The following is a 17,355-nucleotide window of genomic DNA, read 5'->3' on the forward strand; positions in this document are numbered from 1 at the left end:
TTATACTTCTTCTGTTACTTCTTCAGGTGTTTCAAAGGTCATCTTCCCAAGCTTTCCAGCACGAAGCTCACGAAGAACAAGTTCAGCTGTTTTATCATAATCAATCATTGCGCCGCCCATTAAACAACCTCTATATTTTCCAATTGCATCGAATAATTCTACAATATCTTCTGGAATATCCACTAAATTGTAACGCTCTTTTAAACGTTCCGGATAATGTTTTTCCATAAAACGAAGTGCATATACAGCTACATCTTGTAAATTCAAAATTGAATCTTTAATTGCACCTGTTGTAGCAAGACGTTGACCAACTAACTGATCTTCAAATTTTGGCCATAAAATACCTGGTGTATCTAACAGCTCCATCTCTTTTCCTACCTTAATCCATTGCTGCGCTGTTGTTACTCCTGGGCGATCACCTGTTTTGGCGATATTTTTCTTCGCTAACTTATTAATTAACGTTGATTTTCCTACATTCGGAATACCTACAATTAATGCACGAATTGCTCTTGGCTTAATACCTTTCGCAACCATCTTATCAAACTTTTCTTTCACAAGCACTTTACAAGCTGCCGTTATCTCTTTCATACCTTGACCAGCTTGTGCATTAATTGAGATTGCTTTATGCCCTTTTTCTTCAAAATAAGCAATCCAGTCCTTTGTTATACGATCATCTGCCATATCCGCTTTATTTAACACAACAAGTCTTGGCTTATGTGTAATAATTTCATCAATCATTGGATTACGCGATGATAACGGTAATCTTGCATCAACAAGTTCAATTACAACGTCAATTAACTTTAACTTCTCCGTAACTTGACGTCTTGCTTTGGCCATATGCCCTGGAAACCATTGAATTGTCATAATTCCACCTTCTTCTTACAATTATTTCACAATGCGAGCATCTTGTAATGGCCAATATAAAATATTTGCTTCCCCAATTACTTGGTCCATAGAGATTGTCCCGATTGTACGACTATCTTTACTAAAACGACGGTTATCCCCTAATACAAATAGTTTCCCTTCAGGAACCGTAGTTTCTCCTGTAATTTCTTCAAGTTTAAAATCATATGTAAGCGGCCCATCTGTAAGTTGCTTCTTTTGCTTATCTAAATAAGGTTCTTCATATGCTTTTCCATTAATATAAAGCGTATCATTGCGGTATTCTACGTGATCTCCTGGCAATCCAATGACACGTTTTATGTAATCTTTATCTTCCGTTGCACGAAATACAATAATATCAAATCTCTTCGGGTCACCAATGTGATAACCGATTTTATTTACAATCATTCGATCACGGTCGTGTAACGTCGGCGCCATCGATACACCATCTACAAGAATTGGTGCAAAAACAAATTGTCTAATTACTACAGCTAATACAACTGCAACTGCAATTGCCTTTATCCATTCCCAAGTTGCGCTCTTCTTCTTCTCCATATAATACCCTCCGCAGTTCTATAAAGTAAAACCTCTATGTTATACGGTCCTTCTTACTCTCTGTAAAAAATTATAGTAAGATTTGAAAAAGGGAGCTTGCAAATACAAGCTCCCATACATGTCTTATCGAATTTCTTTAATACGCGCTTTTTTACCGCGAAGGTTGCGTAAGTAGTATAACTTAGCACGACGTACTTTACCACGGCGAAGTACTTCGATTTTCGCGATTCTTGGCGTGTGAACTGGGAATGTACGTTCAACACCTACACCGTAAGAAATTTTACGAACTGTAAATGTTTCGCTAATTCCGCCACCACGACGTTTAATTACAACACCTTCGAAAAGCTGAATTCTCTCACGAGTACCCTCAACTACTTTTACGTGTACACGTAAAGTGTCACCAGGACGGAATGAAGGTAAATCAGTTTTCAATTGACCTTTTGTAATATCTGCGATTAATTGTTGCATATTCAATTCTCTCCTTTAAACAGATGCTCTTACAAAGCTATTCAGTCCATTGCAGCGGAACATCGTTAATAAGGCTACTCCATATAAGTAGCACAAGTGTTATGATAACATACTGCTAATTTTGTTGCAATAGTAATATACGATTTTATTTCTCTTCTTTTATTTCTTTTATCCATTGTTCTTCTTGTTTCGATAAACTTCTTCCTTCTAACAAATCTGGGCGACGCATATACGTACGACGCAACGATTCTTTATGACGCCACTCTTCAATATACTTATGATTACCTGACGTCAAAACAGAAGGCACAATCATGCCACGAAAATCAGCAGGACGAGTATAATGCGGATGTTCTAATAATCCTGTACTAAAAGAATCCTCTATCTGCGATTGTTGATTACCAAGCACATCAGGGAGCAAACGTACTACGCTATCTGTAATCACCATAGACGCTAACTCACCGCCTGTTAATACATAATCTCCAATTGAAATTTCATCTGTTACAAGGTGTTCACGAATTCGTTCATCGTACCCTTCATAATGACCACAAACAAAGATAAGGTGCTCTTCTGCTGCAAGTTCTTCCGCTTTTTTTTGCGTGAAACGTTCTCCTTGTGGACACATCAACACAACGCGCGGTTTCTTTTCTGTTTCCTTCGTCAACTCTTCTACCGCATCAAAGATTGGCTGCGGCGTTAATACCATCCCAGCACCGCCCCCATATGGATAATCATCTACACTATTATGCTTATTTGTAGAATAGTCACGGAAATTGACAACACGAAGCTGCACAGCTTCTTTTTCTTGAGCTTTCTTTAAAATCGAAGATCCAAATACACCTGTAAACATTTCTGGAAACAATGTTAAAATATCAATTTTCATTATAGCAATCCTTCCATCACATGAATGGTTACTAGTTTTTCTTCTCTATTCACTTGCAAAACAACTTCATCAATATAAGGAATTAAAAGATCTTGCCCCTTCGGCCTTTTAATGACCCAAACATCGTTTGCACCAGGAGAAAGAATCTCTTTAATCTTCCCTAACGTTTCTCCCTCTTCTGTCACAACAGTACAACCGATAATCTCATGGTAATAGTACTCTCCTTCAGCTAGTTCACCTAACTGCTCTTCCGGCACTTTTAACAACGACCCTTTAAATTGCTCTACTTCATTGACACTGTGATACCCTTCGAACATTAATAAGTCGAACGTTTTATGCTGACGATGCGACGTCACCTTTACCTCTAAAGGAGCTTGTTCTTTCTCTTTCCATATGTATAATGTATTCCCTACTTTATAGCGCTCTTCCGGAAAATCAGTACGCGAAACAACACGTATTTCACCTTTTACACCATGTGTATTTACAATTTTCCCTACGTTAAACCATTTTGTCATAAACAGCACGTCACCCCTGTTTGTTATATGTCGTTAGCATCTCCAGTCGATGTATAGAAGATGCGATTTTTCTTAAAATGTTAAAAAAGGGAGAGGAATCAATCCTCGCCCTTTTTTATCTTTATTGAATTTCCAGTGTGACTTTCTCATTATGATGATGTCCCACTGCATACAAGACTGTTCGAATTGCTTTCGCTACTCGGCCTTGCTTTCCAATAACTTTACCCACATCCTCAGGATGTACGGTCAACCGATACTTCATCTCTCCGTTGTACAATTCCTGTGTAACCTTTACATCTTCAGGATGATCTACAAGGGGTTTGACAATTGTTTCGATTAACCCTGTCATAGTCATTGTATCAATTACTTACCTTGTTTAGATACGTGGAATTTCTCCATGATACCTTGTTTAGAGAATAGGTTACGAACTGTATCAGATGGTTTCGCACCGTTTCCTAACCATTTTAATGCTGCTTCTTCGTTGATTTTAACCTCAGCTGGCTCTGCAACTGGATTGTAAGTTCCGATTTCCTCAATGAAACGTCCGTCACGAGGAGAACGAGAATCTGCAACAACTACACGATAGAAAGGAGATTTTTTAGCTCCCATACGTTTTAAACGAATTTTAACTGCCATTTATAAAGCACCTCCGAATTTATTTCACACAGATATTAATATTAGCAAAAAGAGTAACCCTTTGTAAAGTATAATTTCTTAACAGAGTCATCTTTTTTTCCTTACATAAATGGAAACTTAAGTCCTGCTAGTCCTTTTTTCTTACCTTTTTGCATACCAGTCATCGTTTTCATCATCTTTTTCATATCTTCAAATTGCTTTAAAAGACGATTGATTTCTTGAACTGTTCTACCGCTACCTTTCGCGATACGCTTCTTACGACTAGCATTAATAATTTCCGGTTGTTCTCGTTCTGCTTTTGTCATAGAACGAATGATAGCTTCAATATGTCCAATTTGCTTTTCATCCACTTGAACATCTTTTAGCCCTTTAATTTTATTTGCACCAGGGAGCATACCAAGCAATTCATCAAGTGGTCCAAGTTGACGCACTTGTCCAAGTTGCTCTAAAAAATCATCAAGAGTAAATGAAAGTGTGCGCATTTTTTGCTCAAGCTCTTTTGCTTTTTCTGCATCAACTGTCGCTTGTGCTTTTTCGATTAGCGTTAAAACATCACCCATTCCTAAAATACGGGATGCCATACGCTCCGGATGAAACGGCTCTAATGCATCTAACTTTTCACCCATACCAGCAAATTTAATTGGCGTGTTTGTAACAGCTTTAATAGATAATGCCGCACCACCGCGCGTATCACCATCTAATTTCGTTAATACAACACCAGTTAAACCAAGCTGATCGTGAAAACTTTGTGCAACATTTACCGCATCTTGTCCTGTCATTGCATCAACAACAAGGAAAATTTCATCTGGTTTCGCAACTTCTTTTACTTGATCTAATTCATCCATTAGCTCTTCATCTATATGCAGACGTCCTGCCGTATCGATTAAAACATAATCATGATGATCTTCTTTCGCTTTAGCAATCGCTTGTTTTGCAATTTCAACTGGACTTACTTTATCTCCTAAAGAGAAAACAGGCATGTCCAACTGCTTGCCAAGCGTTTCAAGTTGTTTAATAGCTGCCGGGCGGTAAATATCAGCTGCAACAAGCATCGGCTTACGATTATACTTTTTTCGAAGTAAATTCGCAAGTTTTCCTGTCGTTGTCGTTTTACCTGCACCTTGCAGACCAACCATCATAATAACGGTTGGGGGACGATTAGAAACTGCAATTTTACTTTGTTCTCCGCCCATTAATTCTGTTAGTTCTTCCTGTACAACTTTAATTACTTGTTGACCAGGTGTCAAACTTGTCATTACATCTTGTCCGACAGCACGTTCAGATACACGCTTAACAAAATCTTTCACTACTTTAAAGTTAACGTCTGCTTCTAATAGAGCAAGACGAACTTCTCGCATCATTTCTTTTACGTCGGCTTCGGTTACTTTCCCTTTGCCACGAATTTTTTGCATCGTCTGTTGAAGTCGGTCGGCTAATCCTTCAAATGCCATATTGCCGTCCTCCTAATCTAAATTTTCGATAGCTTCAACAACTTGTTTCACTTCATCATTCACATGCTCTTCTTCGCTGATTAGCTGCTTTAGCTTTGCAACAAGTTGCTGTCTTGCTTGAAATTTTTGAAACAGCATTAGCTTTTCTTCATATTCTTCAAGCATCGCTTCTGTCCGTTTAATGTTATCATACACAGCTTGGCGACTTACATCAAATTCTTCTGCAATTTCACCAAGAGATAAGTCATCTAAATAGTAAAGCGACATGTAACTTCTTTGTTTTGGCGTTAACAACGATTGATAAAAATCATATAAATAATTCATTCTCGTTGTTTTTTCGAGCATGTTGAATCATCCTTTGTTAAGTGAATTCCCTTTACATGAATTAGTTTACCTCGCCAAAGAAAGGGTGTCAAGTTTTTTTCTTAACATCAAAAAACTTTGATGCAAGTCAGGTGGTATACCACCTGCTTTTCTTATTCTTCTTCTACTTCTACAAGATTGGCAAATAATCCATATACATAATGCTCTGGATCAAAAGCCTGTAAATCATCCATTTGTTCACCAAGACCAACATATTTCACCGGTACATCCATTTCATTACGAATGGCTAAAACGATACCACCTTTAGCAGTACCATCTAGTTTTGTTAATACAATACCAGTTACATTTGTCGCCTCACGGAATGTTTTCGCTTGACTCAATCCATTTTGTCCTGTCGTTGCATCCATAACTAATAATACTTCATGCGGAGCTCCTGGCACTTCACGCTCAATCACACGCTTTACCTTTTCAAGCTCTTTCATTAAGTTTACTTTATTTTGCAAACGTCCTGCAGTATCACAAAGCAATACATTTACGTTACGCGCTTTTGCTGCTTGAATCGCATCATACATAACAGCTGCTGGATCCGATCCTTCTCCTTGCTTAATAACATCCACACCAACACGCTCACCCCATACTTCTAACTGGTCAATCGCACCTGCACGGAACGTATCACCAGCTGCTAACAGTACAGACTTTCCTTCTGAATTAAATTTGTGAGCCATCTTTCCAATCGTTGTTGTCTTCCCAACACCATTTACACCAACGAATAGAATAACCGTTAGTCCTTCTGTTTGTATATTAAGCTCGTTATTAAAGTTACCGTCACCTTTGTAAATTTCAACTAATTTTTCAGAGATAACAGCCTGCACTTCTTTTGGATCTTGAATATTACGACGTTTCACTTCATCACGAAGCTGATCAATAAGCTCCATTACCGTCGTCACACCAACATCAGCACCAATTAAAATCTCTTCTAATTCTTCAAAAAAGTCTTCATCTACCTTACGATAACGGTATACTAAATCATTTACTTTATCAGCAAATGAATTTCTCGTTTTCTCAAGTCCATTTTTAAACTTCTCTGTTACTGTTTCTGTTTGTTGCGAGATTTTCTCTTTTAACTTCTTAAAAAAACTCATCTTTTCCATCCTCTCTACTAATTTGTAACAACTTCTGCACCGTCATCTAGACGAACAGATACAAGCTTCGAAACACCCGATTCCTGCATTGTTACACCATATAATACATCCGACTCTTCCATTGTACCTTTTCGGTGCGTAATTACAATAAATTGTGTTTCATCGCTGAATTGTTTTAAATATTGAGCAAAACGTGCGACATTCGCTTCATCTAATGCTGCCTCAACCTCATCTAATACACAAAATGGTACTGGTCTTACTTTTAAAATAGCAAATAAAAGCGCAATTGCAGTTAACGCTCTCTCTCCCCCAGATAGTAAACCTAAGTTTTGCAACTTCTTCCCAGGAGGTTGCGCCATAATATCGATTCCCGTATGAAGTAAATCTTGTGGATTTGTCATAATTAAATCCGCTCTTCCTCCGCCAAACAATTCACTAAAGACTTGACGGAACTCCGCACGAATCGCTTCAAATGTATAAGAAAATCGTTTTTTCATTTCTTCGTCCATTTCTGTAATCACTTGATGCAGCGTCGATTTCGCTTCTTGTAAATCTTCTCGCTGTTCTAGTAAGAAAGAATGGCGTTCTGCTACTCGCTCATACTCATCAATCGCCCCTAAGTTTACCGTACCAAGTTCCTCAATTGACAATTTAATCAGCTTCACTTTTTTACGCGCATCTTCTACAGGCATTGTCATTGTGTATTTTTCTTTTGCCGCTTCAAATGATATCGCATACGTTTGCCTTAATTGGTTTAACCGATTATCAAGTTCTACATCTAAGCGATTAATCGTTACTTCCTCATCTTTTAGCACGTCTAGTAAATATTTATGCTTTCGTTTCAACTCTTTCACATCACGATCTAGAGTCTCCAATCGCTGCTGCAAACCAAGGCGCTGTTCACGACGTGAATTAATAAGTTCAACTGTCTGATTGCGATCATGCGCTTTCTTTTGAATCATATTTACAATTTGCTCTTCGCCACTTGAATTAGAGGTCATTTCTTGCTTTAAGAATGCTAAATCTTCCTTCGTTTGCGAAAGCAATTTCTTCATATCTTCTTGCTCTTTCGTTAAGCGGTTCACTTTTTCTTTCTCATTCGCTAAACGTTGATGTTGCTGAGCTGCTTGCACTTTCAGCTCTGTCATCTCGGCTTGTACTTTTTCTTTTGAAGAGTGCTGTTCAGTCTTTTGTTTCGTTAAACTAGCAATTTCTTCATCCAATACCGTTATTTGCTGCGATAATTTTTGAAGTGCATCTTTCAGCTCTTTTTTACGATTTTGTGTCTTTAAGCGATCTTGTAAAAACCCTTCAATCTCTAAATCATAAATCGATAAACGATCATTGACACGGTGCTCCTCTAACTCTAGCTGTGTAATTTCTGCTTTTAACTTTTGCTCATCTATACGCTTTTCTTCAATCTGCTCTCGTACTTTTTGTAATTCTGTATTTTTTTCGTGAATTTCTTGTTTTAATGCTTTCACATAGTTTTCTAACTTCACGGTCTTTTCTTGCATGTCTGTCAACTTATTACTCCACTCTTCTAATTCGCGCTGACGTCCTAAAAGAGAAGAGTTTGTTTGTTTTACAGCTCCACCAGTCATAGATCCACCCGGATTTACAAGGTCACCTTCTAACGTAACAATACGACATCGATATTGCAGCTGCTTCGCTAGTTCATTTGCTCCTTTTAAATCTTTTGCAACCAGTACAGCACCGAGCAAATTCGAAATAACATTTTCATATTTATGATTGTAGTGAACAAGCTCCGATGCAACACCAATAAATGATGGATGTTGATTTGCAATACGCAATTGATCCATTCCAAGTGATCGCCCTTTAATAACTGTTTGCGGTAAGAATGTAGCACGTCCATAACGATTTTGTTTTAAAAAGGTAATTGCACGGCGCGCATGTTCTTCCGTTTGCACAACAACGTGTTGCATCGCTGCACCTAAAGCAATTTCCATCGCAACTTCATATTCTTTTGGCACAGTCAATAATTCTGCGACTGCCCCCTCTATACCTTGCAATGCATCTTCACGAGCTTTCAAGACTTCACGAACACCTTGATAGAACCCGCTATAATCTTCTTGCATTCCTTCTAACATTTCTTTACGCGAACGTGCTTGCTCTACGAATTGATATGCTTGGTACAATTTCTTTTCATTATCACTATATTTTTCTTGATAGTTCGCAAGAGTAGTTTCCACCTGTTTCAGCTGTTCCACTTGCTGTTTAATGGTTTCTTGCATCACCTCATGCTGCTCAACAAGAACTTCTTTTTTCTCAGCAATATTTATACGCATTTGAACGTACTTTTCATTCTCTTCGTCAATGCGCTCCGTTTTAGAGCTTTGTTGTTTCAGCTGTTCCTCTAATAAAGCTAACTCATTTCGAGAACTTGCTTGCTCATTTAAAAGTTCAATATAATCTCCTTTTAAATGCTCAATCTTCTCGTCTAAGTTCTCTGCATAAGTAGCGAGAAGCTTCTCATTTGCATACAACTTACCCTCTATTGTTGTCACATGCTGAACAAGCTCATGTAACTCTTTTGTACCTTGCTCAATATCTTTATCATACTTTGCGATTTTCTCTATTAATTCATGTATGGTTTTCTCTAATTGTACACAATGCGCTGCTGCATTTTTTTTACGTTCTTTTAATAACTCTCTTTGTCCCTCTAGTTTTTCAAGTTCTTTACTTGATAAAAGAAGAACTTCTTGTAGCGCTTCAATCGACTCATCAATCGCTTGTAAGTTTCCTCTAAATTCTTCTAAATCAGCTTCATTTTTTTGAAGATGCGTTGAAAGCGTCCCCTCTTCATTTGTATGTTGTTCAAACTGCCCTCGAAGCGCTTCCCACTTTTCGTGTAATTCTTCAATCTCATATACGATTAAAGCGGCTTCTACTTGCTCTAGTTCTTCTTTTTTCTCAAGGTAGTCTTTCGCAACAGAAGCTTGCCTTTCTAACGGCTCAACTTGACTACTCAATTCATGAATAATATCTTCTACACGATTTAAATTCTCTTGTGCATCAGCAAGTTTACTTTCGGCTTTCTTTTTACGAATCTTATATTTCAAAACACCAGCTGCTTCTTCAAATACACCGCGGCGCTCTTCAGATTTACTACTTAAAATCTCTTCAACTTTTCCTTGACTAATAATCGAAAACGCTTCACGCCCCATACCAGAGTCCATAAATAAATCAACAATATCTTTCAAACGACATGCCTGTTTATTAATAAGAAACTCACTATCTCCAGAGCGATATACACGCCTTGTAACACTCACTTCATTGTATTCAATAGGTAAGCGCTGTTCCTCGTTATTTAATGTTAATGTTACTTCAGCTACATTTAATGCTTTTCGCGTATCACTTCCCGCAAAAATCACATCTTCCATTTTTGCACCACGAAGTGATTTCACAGATTGTTCACCAAGTACCCAACGAATTGCATCTGTAATGTTACTTTTCCCGCTTCCATTTGGTCCAACTACAGATGTAACACCCGGCACAAAATCGACAGATATACGATCTGCAAAAGATTTAAATCCTACTATTTCTAATCGCTTAAGAAACACGAGAGGCCTTCCCCCTTTTATTTCGCTTTATGCACAAGGAATCCCCCTATGTTTAAGGGGGATTCCTTATGAATGCTCTTTTAATTTTTTTAATGCTTCTTCGGCTGCATGCTGCTCCGCCTCTTTTTTAGACTTCCCAGTACCAAGCCCTAACGCTTCACCATTTAGTGTTACACGTGACACAAATTCTCGGTTATGCGCTGGTCCTTTTTCTTGTAAAATTTGATATTCAATATTACCGCTACCATCACGTTGAATTAACTCTTGCAGTTGACTCTTGAAATCCATCACATGAGAAAAAGCACCTTCATTAATTTTCGGATAAACAATCGTTTTTAAAAACTCCCAAACTGTGTCTAATCCTTGATCTAAATAAAGCGCTCCAATAAATGCTTCAAACACATCCGCTAATAACGCTGGACGTTCACGACCTCCTGTCATTTCCTCTCCTTTTCCTAATAAAACGAGACTACCAAATGACAACTCATTCGCAAATCGTACGAGAGACGGTTCACACACAATAGCTGCACGTAATTTTGTTAACTCTCCCTCACTCATTGTCGGATATTTTTGAAACAAATATTGTGAAACAGTAAGCTCTAACACAGCATCACCAAGAAATTCAAGCCGTTCATTATCTTCATGTGGCTTTTTTCGATGCTCATTCACATACGATGAATGTGTAAACGCTTGAATCAACAATTTTTCATTCGTAAATGTAATATCTATTTTTTGTTGAAATTCTTTAAAAGCTTCACGATACCTTGCTTCATATTTTTTTTCCTTATATTTTCGGTACGGCATAAGTCCCTCCAGATATAAACCGAGAAAGCCCCGCCTATAGAACGGGACTTCACTCAGCATTATAGATGGCTTTCTATGTATGTCACAGCATCGCCAACAGTTGAAATTTTTTCAGCTTCCTCATCGGAAATTTCCATTTCAAACTCATCTTCTAACTGCATTACTAATTCTACTACGTCTAGGGAGTCAGCACCTAAATCCTCTTTAAAGCTAGCAGCTGGTGTTACTTCTGTTTCGTCTACTCCAAGACGGTCTACGATGATTTTCGTTACACGCTCTAAAACGTCTGCCATATTACGTTCACCTCCCCTCAAGTCATTATATTAAATATTATACAAAAAAACTAGGTAAAATCTATTCTTTCCATAGTTTCTTTTGTTACATTACCATTCCGCCGTCAACATGAAGAGTTTGTCCTGTAATATATTGACTTTGATCAGCGGCAAAAAATGTTACCGCATTCGCAATATCCGCAGCTTCACCGAACTTAGCAGCCGGAATTACTTTTAACATCTCTTCTTTTACACCCTCAGCTAATACATCCGTCATATCTGTTACAATAAAACCTGGAGCAATAGCATTAACTGTAATGTTACGGCTTGCAAGCTCTTTCGCTGATGTTTTTGTTAAACCAATCACACCTGCTTTTGCTGCCACATAGTTCGCTTGTCCAGGATTACCAACTACTCCAACAACAGATGCGATATTAATAATCCGGCCGAAGCGTTGACGCATCATATAGCGAGAAACTGCTTTCGTACATAAAAATACACCTTTTAAATTCGTATCGATAACAGCATCCCACTCATCTTCTTTCATACGCATCAATAAATTATCTCTTGTAACCCCTGCATTGTTCACGAGAATATCAACCTGACCAAACGTATCGACAGTTTGCTTTACCATCGCCGCAACTTCATCTGCATTTGCAACGTTCGCACGTACTGCAATCGCTTCAGATCCTAAGTTTTTAATCTCATCTACAACTTCGTTTGCTTTCGCTTCATTTCCCGCATAGTTAACAACAACTTTTGCTCCTTGCTTCGCTAAGTCTAAAGCGATAGCACGACCAATTCCACGAGATGCACCTGTAACTAATGCAATTTTCCCATTTAACATTCTGTTTCTCCTCTCAGCTTTGAAATGGTTTCTTTCATTGTCTCCTCATCATATACTGCGTATACTTTCACTGAAGGAGCAATAGATTTCATTAGACCAGCAAGTACTTTTCCAGGACCAATTTCAACAAATGTATCAACACCAAGCTCTACCATACGTTCAATAGATGGATACCATAAAACAGGAGAGTAGAGCTGTTCTATTAACTTTTCTCCAATCTCTTCTTTACGCGTAATACATTCTGCTGTTACGTTCGCTATAACTGGAGTGCTCGCATCTTGGATGGCAATTTTATTTAATACATCACGAAATTTTTCAGCTGCCGGTTTCATCAAAGACGAATGGAACGGACCACTTACACGAAGTGGAATCGCACGTTTTGCACCATTTTCCTTTGCTCTTTCTGATGCAAGTGCAACTCCCTGTTTCGTGCCAGAAATAACAATTTGCTTCGTACTGTTCATATTAGCGATTTGCACGGCGTATCCTTCACTGGTCACTTCTTCTGTTACACGCTTTAGCATATCAGGGTTAGCTCCCATAATTGCAGCCATTGCTCCTTCGCCATTTGGGACAGCTTCCTCCATATACTCACCACGTTTTCTTACCGCATACACACCGTCTTCGAATGAAAGTGCCCCAGCCGCTACAAGCGCACTATATTCACCAAGACTATGCCCTGCTACGTAATCCGGCGTAATATCATATTGTTTTAATGCAGTTAAAATTGCAACACTCGTTGTGAGTAATGCAGGCTGTGCATTTGTTGTTAACGTAAGAGTTTCCGCAGGCCCTTCAAAAATTACCGTTGAAAGTGAATCTTGTAAAATGTGATCCGCCTTTTTGAACACTTCTGCTACCTCTTTATATTCGCCTGCTAGCTGCATTCCCATTCCAACTGCTTGTGAACCTTGGCCCGGAAAAATAAATGCTAGTTTTCCCATTTCAAACCCTCCTCATTACTTAAGCGACTCATCCTCCATTACATTTGTAATTGTAGGAATTACTTCCTTCGCCACCATTTCACGTGTTTGACGAATCGCACTGAAAATTGATTGATCATTCGATGAACCGTGAGCTTTAATAACAGGAGCTTTTAATCCAAATAAAGCCGCTCCGCCGTACTCCGAATAATCCATTTTTTCTTTTAATCCTTTTAATTTCGGTTTAAGCACTGCTGCTGCTAATTTGCTTGTGAAAGAACTTGTTAGCTGTTCTTTCAACATAGAAAACAGTGCAAGTGCCGTTCCTTCTAGTGATTTCAATGCAATGTTTCCTGTAAATCCATCACAAACGACAACGTCTGCTACCCCTTGTAATAAATCACGAGATTCAACATTCCCAACAAAGTTAATTGGTGCATCTTTCAACATTGTAAACACTTGTTTTGAAAGCTCATTCCCTTTTCCATCTTCTGTTCCAATATTTAAAAGACCAACGCGCGGATTATTGATACCTCTTACCTTTTCTGCGTATACAGAACCCATCACTGCATATTGATATAAATGAACTGCTTTCGCGTCAACATTCGCCCCGACATCCAGCATGACAAACCCTTGACCATCTACCGTTGGCATTGTAGGTGATAGAGCAGGTCTTTCAATCCCCTCCATACGTCCTACCACAAATAAGCCTGCTGCCATAAGTGCTCCTGTATTTCCAGCTGAAATACAAGCATCCGCCGTTCCTTCTTTTACTTGCTGCGCAGCGAGTACCATTGAAGCTTGCTTTTTACGACGAACTGCTCGCACTGGCTCGTCCGTACCTTCAATTACCTCATCAGTATGCATAACTGTAATACGCTCTTCATTCGTTAAATACTGGCGAATTCCCTCTTCTTTACCTACCAGTGTAATATGTAAGTCCGAAAATTGTTGAATTGCTTTCATTGCTCCAAGAACTACTGACTTTGGAGCATGATCGCCACCCATTGCATCTATTGCGATTCTCATAAGCTGTTACCTTCCTCACTATAATTACTAGAACGATACATTTCGAAAGTGCCTGTAAAAACAAGTTCACTTCCAACGAAACTTTGTACTGTTACAACTGTTCTTCCTTTGTCGTTTTCAATATCTTCAACACGCGCTTTTGCTACAACGCGTTCATGTAACTTTACAGGTCTAATATATTGAATCGTAGATTTTGCTGTCAATGCTAACTCTTCATCAATAACAGCAACAGCTAATGAATTGGCTTGTGCAAACACATGATGCCCACGAGCTATATTATTTCGTTTAAATACGTGCTCTACTTTTACTTCAAACATAGAGATCGCATGACGATCTAGTTCTATATCAATAATTTCTCCTACTACCTCTTCTAGCGGTAGGGATTTCACATCTTCTTCATATTGCTTCGCCGCCACATGCTTAATACGTTCACGTAATTCTGGAATCGATAATTCCATACGGTCGAGGCGAATTGTTTGTATACTCACTTGAAATTGTTCTGACAACTCTTCATCTGTCACAAACGGATTTAATTCTATCGTTTGTTGCAATAATGTTTGTCTTTCTTTTTTACTTCTTCTCTTTTTCATACCGCACCATCCATTTTTATGACTAGGTACTAACAGTAGTATATAATCACTTGTATTAGAATGCAACAAAAAATTTGCACATTTTTTAATCCAGCTTTTCTCCCTGGAAAACTCCTGCACTTTCCAAATACGAACGCAACCCATTATATTGTTCTTGATGCCAAAAAGCATCTGAATTCACAAGTAACGCTGCATCTTGCCTTGCTGTTTCTAACGCTCTGTAATCATGTACCATATCAGCCACTTTAAATTCCGGAAGACCACTTTGCTTATTCCCAAAGAAATCCCCAGGTCCACGTAATTCTAAATCTTTTTCTGACAAAACAAACCCATCGTTCGTTTCTGTCATAATACGCATTCTTTCTTTTCCCGTTTCTGATTTTGGATCGGCAATCAAAATACAGTACGACTGCTCACTACCACGCCCTACACGGCCTCGAAGCTGATGAAGCTGCGATAACCCAAAGCGCTCTGCATCGTATATAACCATAAGTGTCGCATTCGGTACGTTCACTCCAACTTCAACTACTGTTGTCGACACGAGAATTTGTACATCATTTTTACTAAACTGCTCCATCACTTCTTCTTTCTCTTGTGCAGAAAGTCGCCCATGCATAAGCCCTACTTTGCACTTTCTATGAAAATGATGGGTTAACATACTATGTAAATCGAGTGCATTTTGTAAGTCAAGCTTTTCAGATTCTTCTATTAACGGACAAATGACATATGCTTGTCTGCCTTTCTTCACTTCTTTCTCTACAAAACCGAGAACTCTCTCTAACATGTCATGCTTCGCCCAGTACGTTTCAATCACTTTGCGTCCAGCTGGCATCTCATCGATAATCGAAACATCCATTTCTCCAAATGCAGTAATTGCAAGCGTACGAGGAATTGGCGTTGCAGTCATAAACAAAACATCCGGACTCTCACCTTTTTCTCGAAGCATACGACGCTGTGAAACACCAAAACGATGCTGTTCATCTGTAATAACAAGACCTAGGCGATGAAAAATCACTTCATCTTGAATTAACGCATGTGTACCAACTAACACATCAATTTCACCTTGTTCTAATTTCGACAAAATTTCACGCCGGCGTACACCCTTTACAGAACTCGTTAATAACTCCACTTTCATATCACAACAAGAAAACGTTTCTTGAAGCGATTGATAATGTTGTTCTGCTAAAATTTCCGTCGGAACCATTAACGCCCCTTGATAGCCGGATAACTTCATTGCATACAGCGCAATTGCCGCAACAACTGTTTTACCAGATCCTACATCACCTTGTAACAACCGATTCATACGATACGGCGATTTTACGTCCTCCATAATTTCAAATACAACGCGGCGCTGTGCATTCGTTAATGGAAATGGCAACGCATCAATAAACTCCTCTAGAGCATCTTGAGAAAATTCTTTTTGTATCCCTTTTGAGCTTTCGCGCTCCATTTTACGAAGTGCTTGCATTTTCAGTTGGAATAAAAAGAACTCCTCATATACAAAACGGCGACGCGCCTGTTTCATATCTTCTTTACCGCTCGGAAAATGAAGCGCATAGAGAGCCTCATAACGTGGTAATAATTTATACCGATTCAGTAATCCATCAGGTAATACTTCTGTTACAATCGAACGGTATTCTTTCAAAGCTTGCTCGATAAAACGACGCATTTGCTTGACTGTTAATTTGCCTTTTACTGAATATACCGGTTCTACCTCTTGCTTCCGAACAACTGGACCAAAGTGCAATTCAGAAACAGAAATTGTTTGGCGATGTTGATCCCACTTTCCCGTAATCGTTACTAAGCTATCTATCGTTAACTTTTGCTTATAGTATGGCCTATTAAAACAAACAGCTGTAATTAAATAACGCCCAACAAGAACACGTACAGTAAGGCGAGATTTTTTCTTCCCATAATACTGAAGCAATGGCGCACTATGCACTTTCCCTTCAACCGTCACTCGCTCCTCATGCTTCACTTCGGCTAAATCTTTCATCGCATAATCTTCATAACGATATGGAAAATGCTCCAATAAATGAGAAACAGTAAAAATCCCCATTTCATTTAATAGGGTAGCTGTCTCTTCACCAACACCTTTCACATCTGTAATGGAAACTTGTATAACTTCACTCAAGATTTTCACACTCCGTTAAATCTTTTTTCCATACTTTCACTCCGAAACACACTGTATCCTTATGTCCCTCAACATAAAGTGAAACTTCACTCAGTGGGGGGTCTTCATCCTCCACTGAGTGTCAGCCCGACCAATCGGGCTTTTACATTCAAAAACGAAGACGACTGTTCAAGCACGACAAGCACAAGCTACGCCTTGGCGTGGCGAGGTTTGCCACAGAAAGGATTAACTTGTGGCTCAAGTGCTTAGGAATCGTAGTTAGATTCGGGCTGTTTATCTCAACCTAAACTTCTTCGCTTCTTCTCAAGTTTTGAGGCGG

General features: G+C 38.7%; 18 protein-coding genes. All 18 read right to left on the reverse strand.

Annotation, left to right across the window (positions count from 1 at the left end):
• On the reverse strand, positions 1 to 864 hold the full coding sequence (ylqF, locus tag BAMA_RS02290; RefSeq protein WP_034635719.1) for a ribosome biogenesis GTPase YlqF: 864 nt from the start codon (positions 862 to 864) through the stop codon (positions 1 to 3).
• Between the two features lie 21 nt (positions 865 to 885).
• Positions 886 to 1,437, reverse strand: coding sequence for a signal peptidase I (gene lepB / locus BAMA_RS02295; RefSeq protein WP_034635720.1), 552 nt, complete (start codon positions 1,435 to 1,437; stop codon positions 886 to 888).
• A 123-nt stretch (positions 1,438 to 1,560) separates the two neighbouring features.
• Entirely contained in the window at positions 1,561 to 1,905 is a 345-nt protein-coding gene (gene rplS / locus BAMA_RS02300) for a 50S ribosomal protein L19 (protein WP_033672113.1), read from the reverse strand.
• A gap of 145 nt (positions 1,906 to 2,050) precedes the next feature.
• Complete coding sequence (trmD, locus tag BAMA_RS02305; RefSeq protein ID WP_034635721.1) at positions 2,051 to 2,785, reverse strand: tRNA (guanosine(37)-N1)-methyltransferase TrmD; 735 nt, start codon at positions 2,783 to 2,785, stop codon at positions 2,051 to 2,053.
• The gene (gene rimM, locus BAMA_RS02310; protein ID WP_034635722.1) at positions 2,785 to 3,300 is read right to left on the reverse strand and encodes a ribosome maturation factor RimM; all 516 of its coding nucleotides are present in this window, start codon (positions 3,298 to 3,300) and stop codon (positions 2,785 to 2,787) included. The genes trmD and rimM overlap by 1 nt, the downstream gene beginning before the upstream one ends.
• 121 nt (positions 3,301 to 3,421) lie before the next feature.
• The gene (locus tag BAMA_RS02315; protein WP_034636213.1) at positions 3,422 to 3,649 is read right to left on the reverse strand and encodes a KH domain-containing protein; all 228 of its coding nucleotides are present in this window, start codon (positions 3,647 to 3,649) and stop codon (positions 3,422 to 3,424) included.
• A 14-nt stretch (positions 3,650 to 3,663) separates the two neighbouring features.
• Entirely contained in the window at positions 3,664 to 3,936 is a 273-nt protein-coding gene (rpsP, locus tag BAMA_RS02320) for a 30S ribosomal protein S16 (protein WP_034635723.1), read from the reverse strand.
• Between the two features lie 101 nt (positions 3,937 to 4,037).
• Entirely contained in the window at positions 4,038 to 5,387 is a 1,350-nt protein-coding gene (gene ffh / locus BAMA_RS02325) for a signal recognition particle protein (protein WP_034635724.1), read from the reverse strand.
• A gap of 12 nt (positions 5,388 to 5,399) precedes the next feature.
• Positions 5,400 to 5,732, reverse strand: coding sequence for a putative DNA-binding protein (locus BAMA_RS02330; protein WP_034635725.1), 333 nt, complete (start codon positions 5,730 to 5,732; stop codon positions 5,400 to 5,402).
• 131 nt (positions 5,733 to 5,863) lie between these two features.
• Positions 5,864 to 6,853, reverse strand: a complete 990-nt coding sequence (gene ftsY, locus BAMA_RS02335; RefSeq protein ID WP_034635726.1) for a signal recognition particle-docking protein FtsY — start codon at positions 6,851 to 6,853, stop codon at positions 5,864 to 5,866.
• Positions 6,854 to 6,870: 17 nt separating this feature from the next.
• Positions 6,871 to 10,437: a chromosome segregation protein SMC gene (smc, locus tag BAMA_RS02340; RefSeq protein WP_034635727.1), complete on the reverse strand. Its 3,567-nt coding sequence runs from the start codon at positions 10,435 to 10,437 to the stop codon at positions 6,871 to 6,873.
• 66 nt (positions 10,438 to 10,503) lie between these two features.
• Positions 10,504 to 11,241, reverse strand: coding sequence for a ribonuclease III (rnc, locus tag BAMA_RS02345; RefSeq protein ID WP_034635728.1), 738 nt, complete (start codon positions 11,239 to 11,241; stop codon positions 10,504 to 10,506).
• Positions 11,242 to 11,300: 59 nt separating this feature from the next.
• On the reverse strand, positions 11,301 to 11,534 hold the full coding sequence (acpP, locus tag BAMA_RS02350; RefSeq protein WP_034635729.1) for an acyl carrier protein: 234 nt from the start codon (positions 11,532 to 11,534) through the stop codon (positions 11,301 to 11,303).
• An 85-nt stretch (positions 11,535 to 11,619) separates the two neighbouring features.
• The gene (gene fabG, locus BAMA_RS02355) at positions 11,620 to 12,360 is read right to left on the reverse strand and encodes a 3-oxoacyl-[acyl-carrier-protein] reductase (protein ID WP_034635730.1); all 741 of its coding nucleotides are present in this window, start codon (positions 12,358 to 12,360) and stop codon (positions 11,620 to 11,622) included.
• On the reverse strand, positions 12,354 to 13,304 hold the full coding sequence (gene fabD, locus BAMA_RS02360; RefSeq protein WP_034635731.1) for an ACP S-malonyltransferase: 951 nt from the start codon (positions 13,302 to 13,304) through the stop codon (positions 12,354 to 12,356). The genes fabG and fabD overlap by 7 nt, the downstream gene beginning before the upstream one ends.
• 15 nt (positions 13,305 to 13,319) lie before the next feature.
• Entirely contained in the window at positions 13,320 to 14,312 is a 993-nt protein-coding gene (gene plsX / locus BAMA_RS02365; protein WP_034635732.1) for a phosphate acyltransferase PlsX, read from the reverse strand.
• On the reverse strand, positions 14,309 to 14,902 hold the full coding sequence (fapR, locus tag BAMA_RS02370; RefSeq protein WP_034635733.1) for a transcription factor FapR: 594 nt from the start codon (positions 14,900 to 14,902) through the stop codon (positions 14,309 to 14,311). Before fapR ends, plsX begins: the two co-directional genes overlap by 4 nt.
• A gap of 85 nt (positions 14,903 to 14,987) precedes the next feature.
• Positions 14,988 to 17,036, reverse strand: a complete 2,049-nt coding sequence (recG, locus tag BAMA_RS02375) for an ATP-dependent DNA helicase RecG (protein WP_034635734.1) — start codon at positions 17,034 to 17,036, stop codon at positions 14,988 to 14,990.
• Positions 17,037 to 17,355: the final 319 nt, after the last annotated feature.

It is taken from the genome of Bacillus manliponensis (assembly GCF_000712595.1).
Classification (GTDB): domain Bacteria; phylum Bacillota; class Bacilli; order Bacillales; family Bacillaceae_G; genus Bacillus_A; species Bacillus_A manliponensis.

What these genes read in the sequence shown, in the direction of transcription:
- ylqF (WP_034635719.1), bottom strand. Translation starts at nt 864, where the DNA reads ATGACAATTCAATGGTTTCCAGGGCATATGGCCAAAGCAAGACGTCAA.
- lepB (WP_034635720.1), bottom strand. Translation starts at nt 1,437, where the DNA reads ATGGAGAAGAAGAAGAGCGCAACTTGGGAATGGATAAAGGCAATTGCA.
- rplS (WP_033672113.1), bottom strand. Translation starts at nt 1,905, where the DNA reads ATGCAACAATTAATCGCAGATATTACAAAAGGTCAATTGAAAACTGAT.
- trmD (WP_034635721.1), bottom strand. Translation starts at nt 2,785, where the DNA reads ATGAAAATTGATATTTTAACATTGTTTCCAGAAATGTTTACAGGTGTA.
- rimM (WP_034635722.1), bottom strand. Translation starts at nt 3,300, where the DNA reads ATGACAAAATGGTTTAACGTAGGGAAAATTGTAAATACACATGGTGTA.
- BAMA_RS02315 (WP_034636213.1), bottom strand. Translation starts at nt 3,649, where the DNA reads ATGACAGGGTTAATCGAAACAATTGTCAAACCCCTTGTAGATCATCCT.
- rpsP (WP_034635723.1), bottom strand. Translation starts at nt 3,936, where the DNA reads ATGGCAGTTAAAATTCGTTTAAAACGTATGGGAGCTAAAAAATCTCCT.
- ffh (WP_034635724.1), bottom strand. Translation starts at nt 5,387, where the DNA reads ATGGCATTTGAAGGATTAGCCGACCGACTTCAACAGACGATGCAAAAA.
- BAMA_RS02330 (WP_034635725.1), bottom strand. Translation starts at nt 5,732, where the DNA reads ATGCTCGAAAAAACAACGAGAATGAATTATTTATATGATTTTTATCAA.
- ftsY (WP_034635726.1), bottom strand. Translation starts at nt 6,853, where the DNA reads ATGAGTTTTTTTAAGAAGTTAAAAGAGAAAATCTCGCAACAAACAGAA.
- rnc (WP_034635728.1), bottom strand. Translation starts at nt 11,241, where the DNA reads ATGCCGTACCGAAAATATAAGGAAAAAAAATATGAAGCAAGGTATCGT.
- acpP (WP_034635729.1), bottom strand. Translation starts at nt 11,534, where the DNA reads ATGGCAGACGTTTTAGAGCGTGTAACGAAAATCATCGTAGACCGTCTT.
- fabG (WP_034635730.1), bottom strand. Translation starts at nt 12,360, where the DNA reads ATGTTAAATGGGAAAATTGCATTAGTTACAGGTGCATCTCGTGGAATT.
- fabD (WP_034635731.1), bottom strand. Translation starts at nt 13,304, where the DNA reads ATGGGAAAACTAGCATTTATTTTTCCGGGCCAAGGTTCACAAGCAGTT.
- plsX (WP_034635732.1), bottom strand. Translation starts at nt 14,312, where the DNA reads ATGAGAATCGCAATAGATGCAATGGGTGGCGATCATGCTCCAAAGTCA.
- fapR (WP_034635733.1), bottom strand. Translation starts at nt 14,902, where the DNA reads ATGAAAAAGAGAAGAAGTAAAAAAGAAAGACAAACATTATTGCAACAA.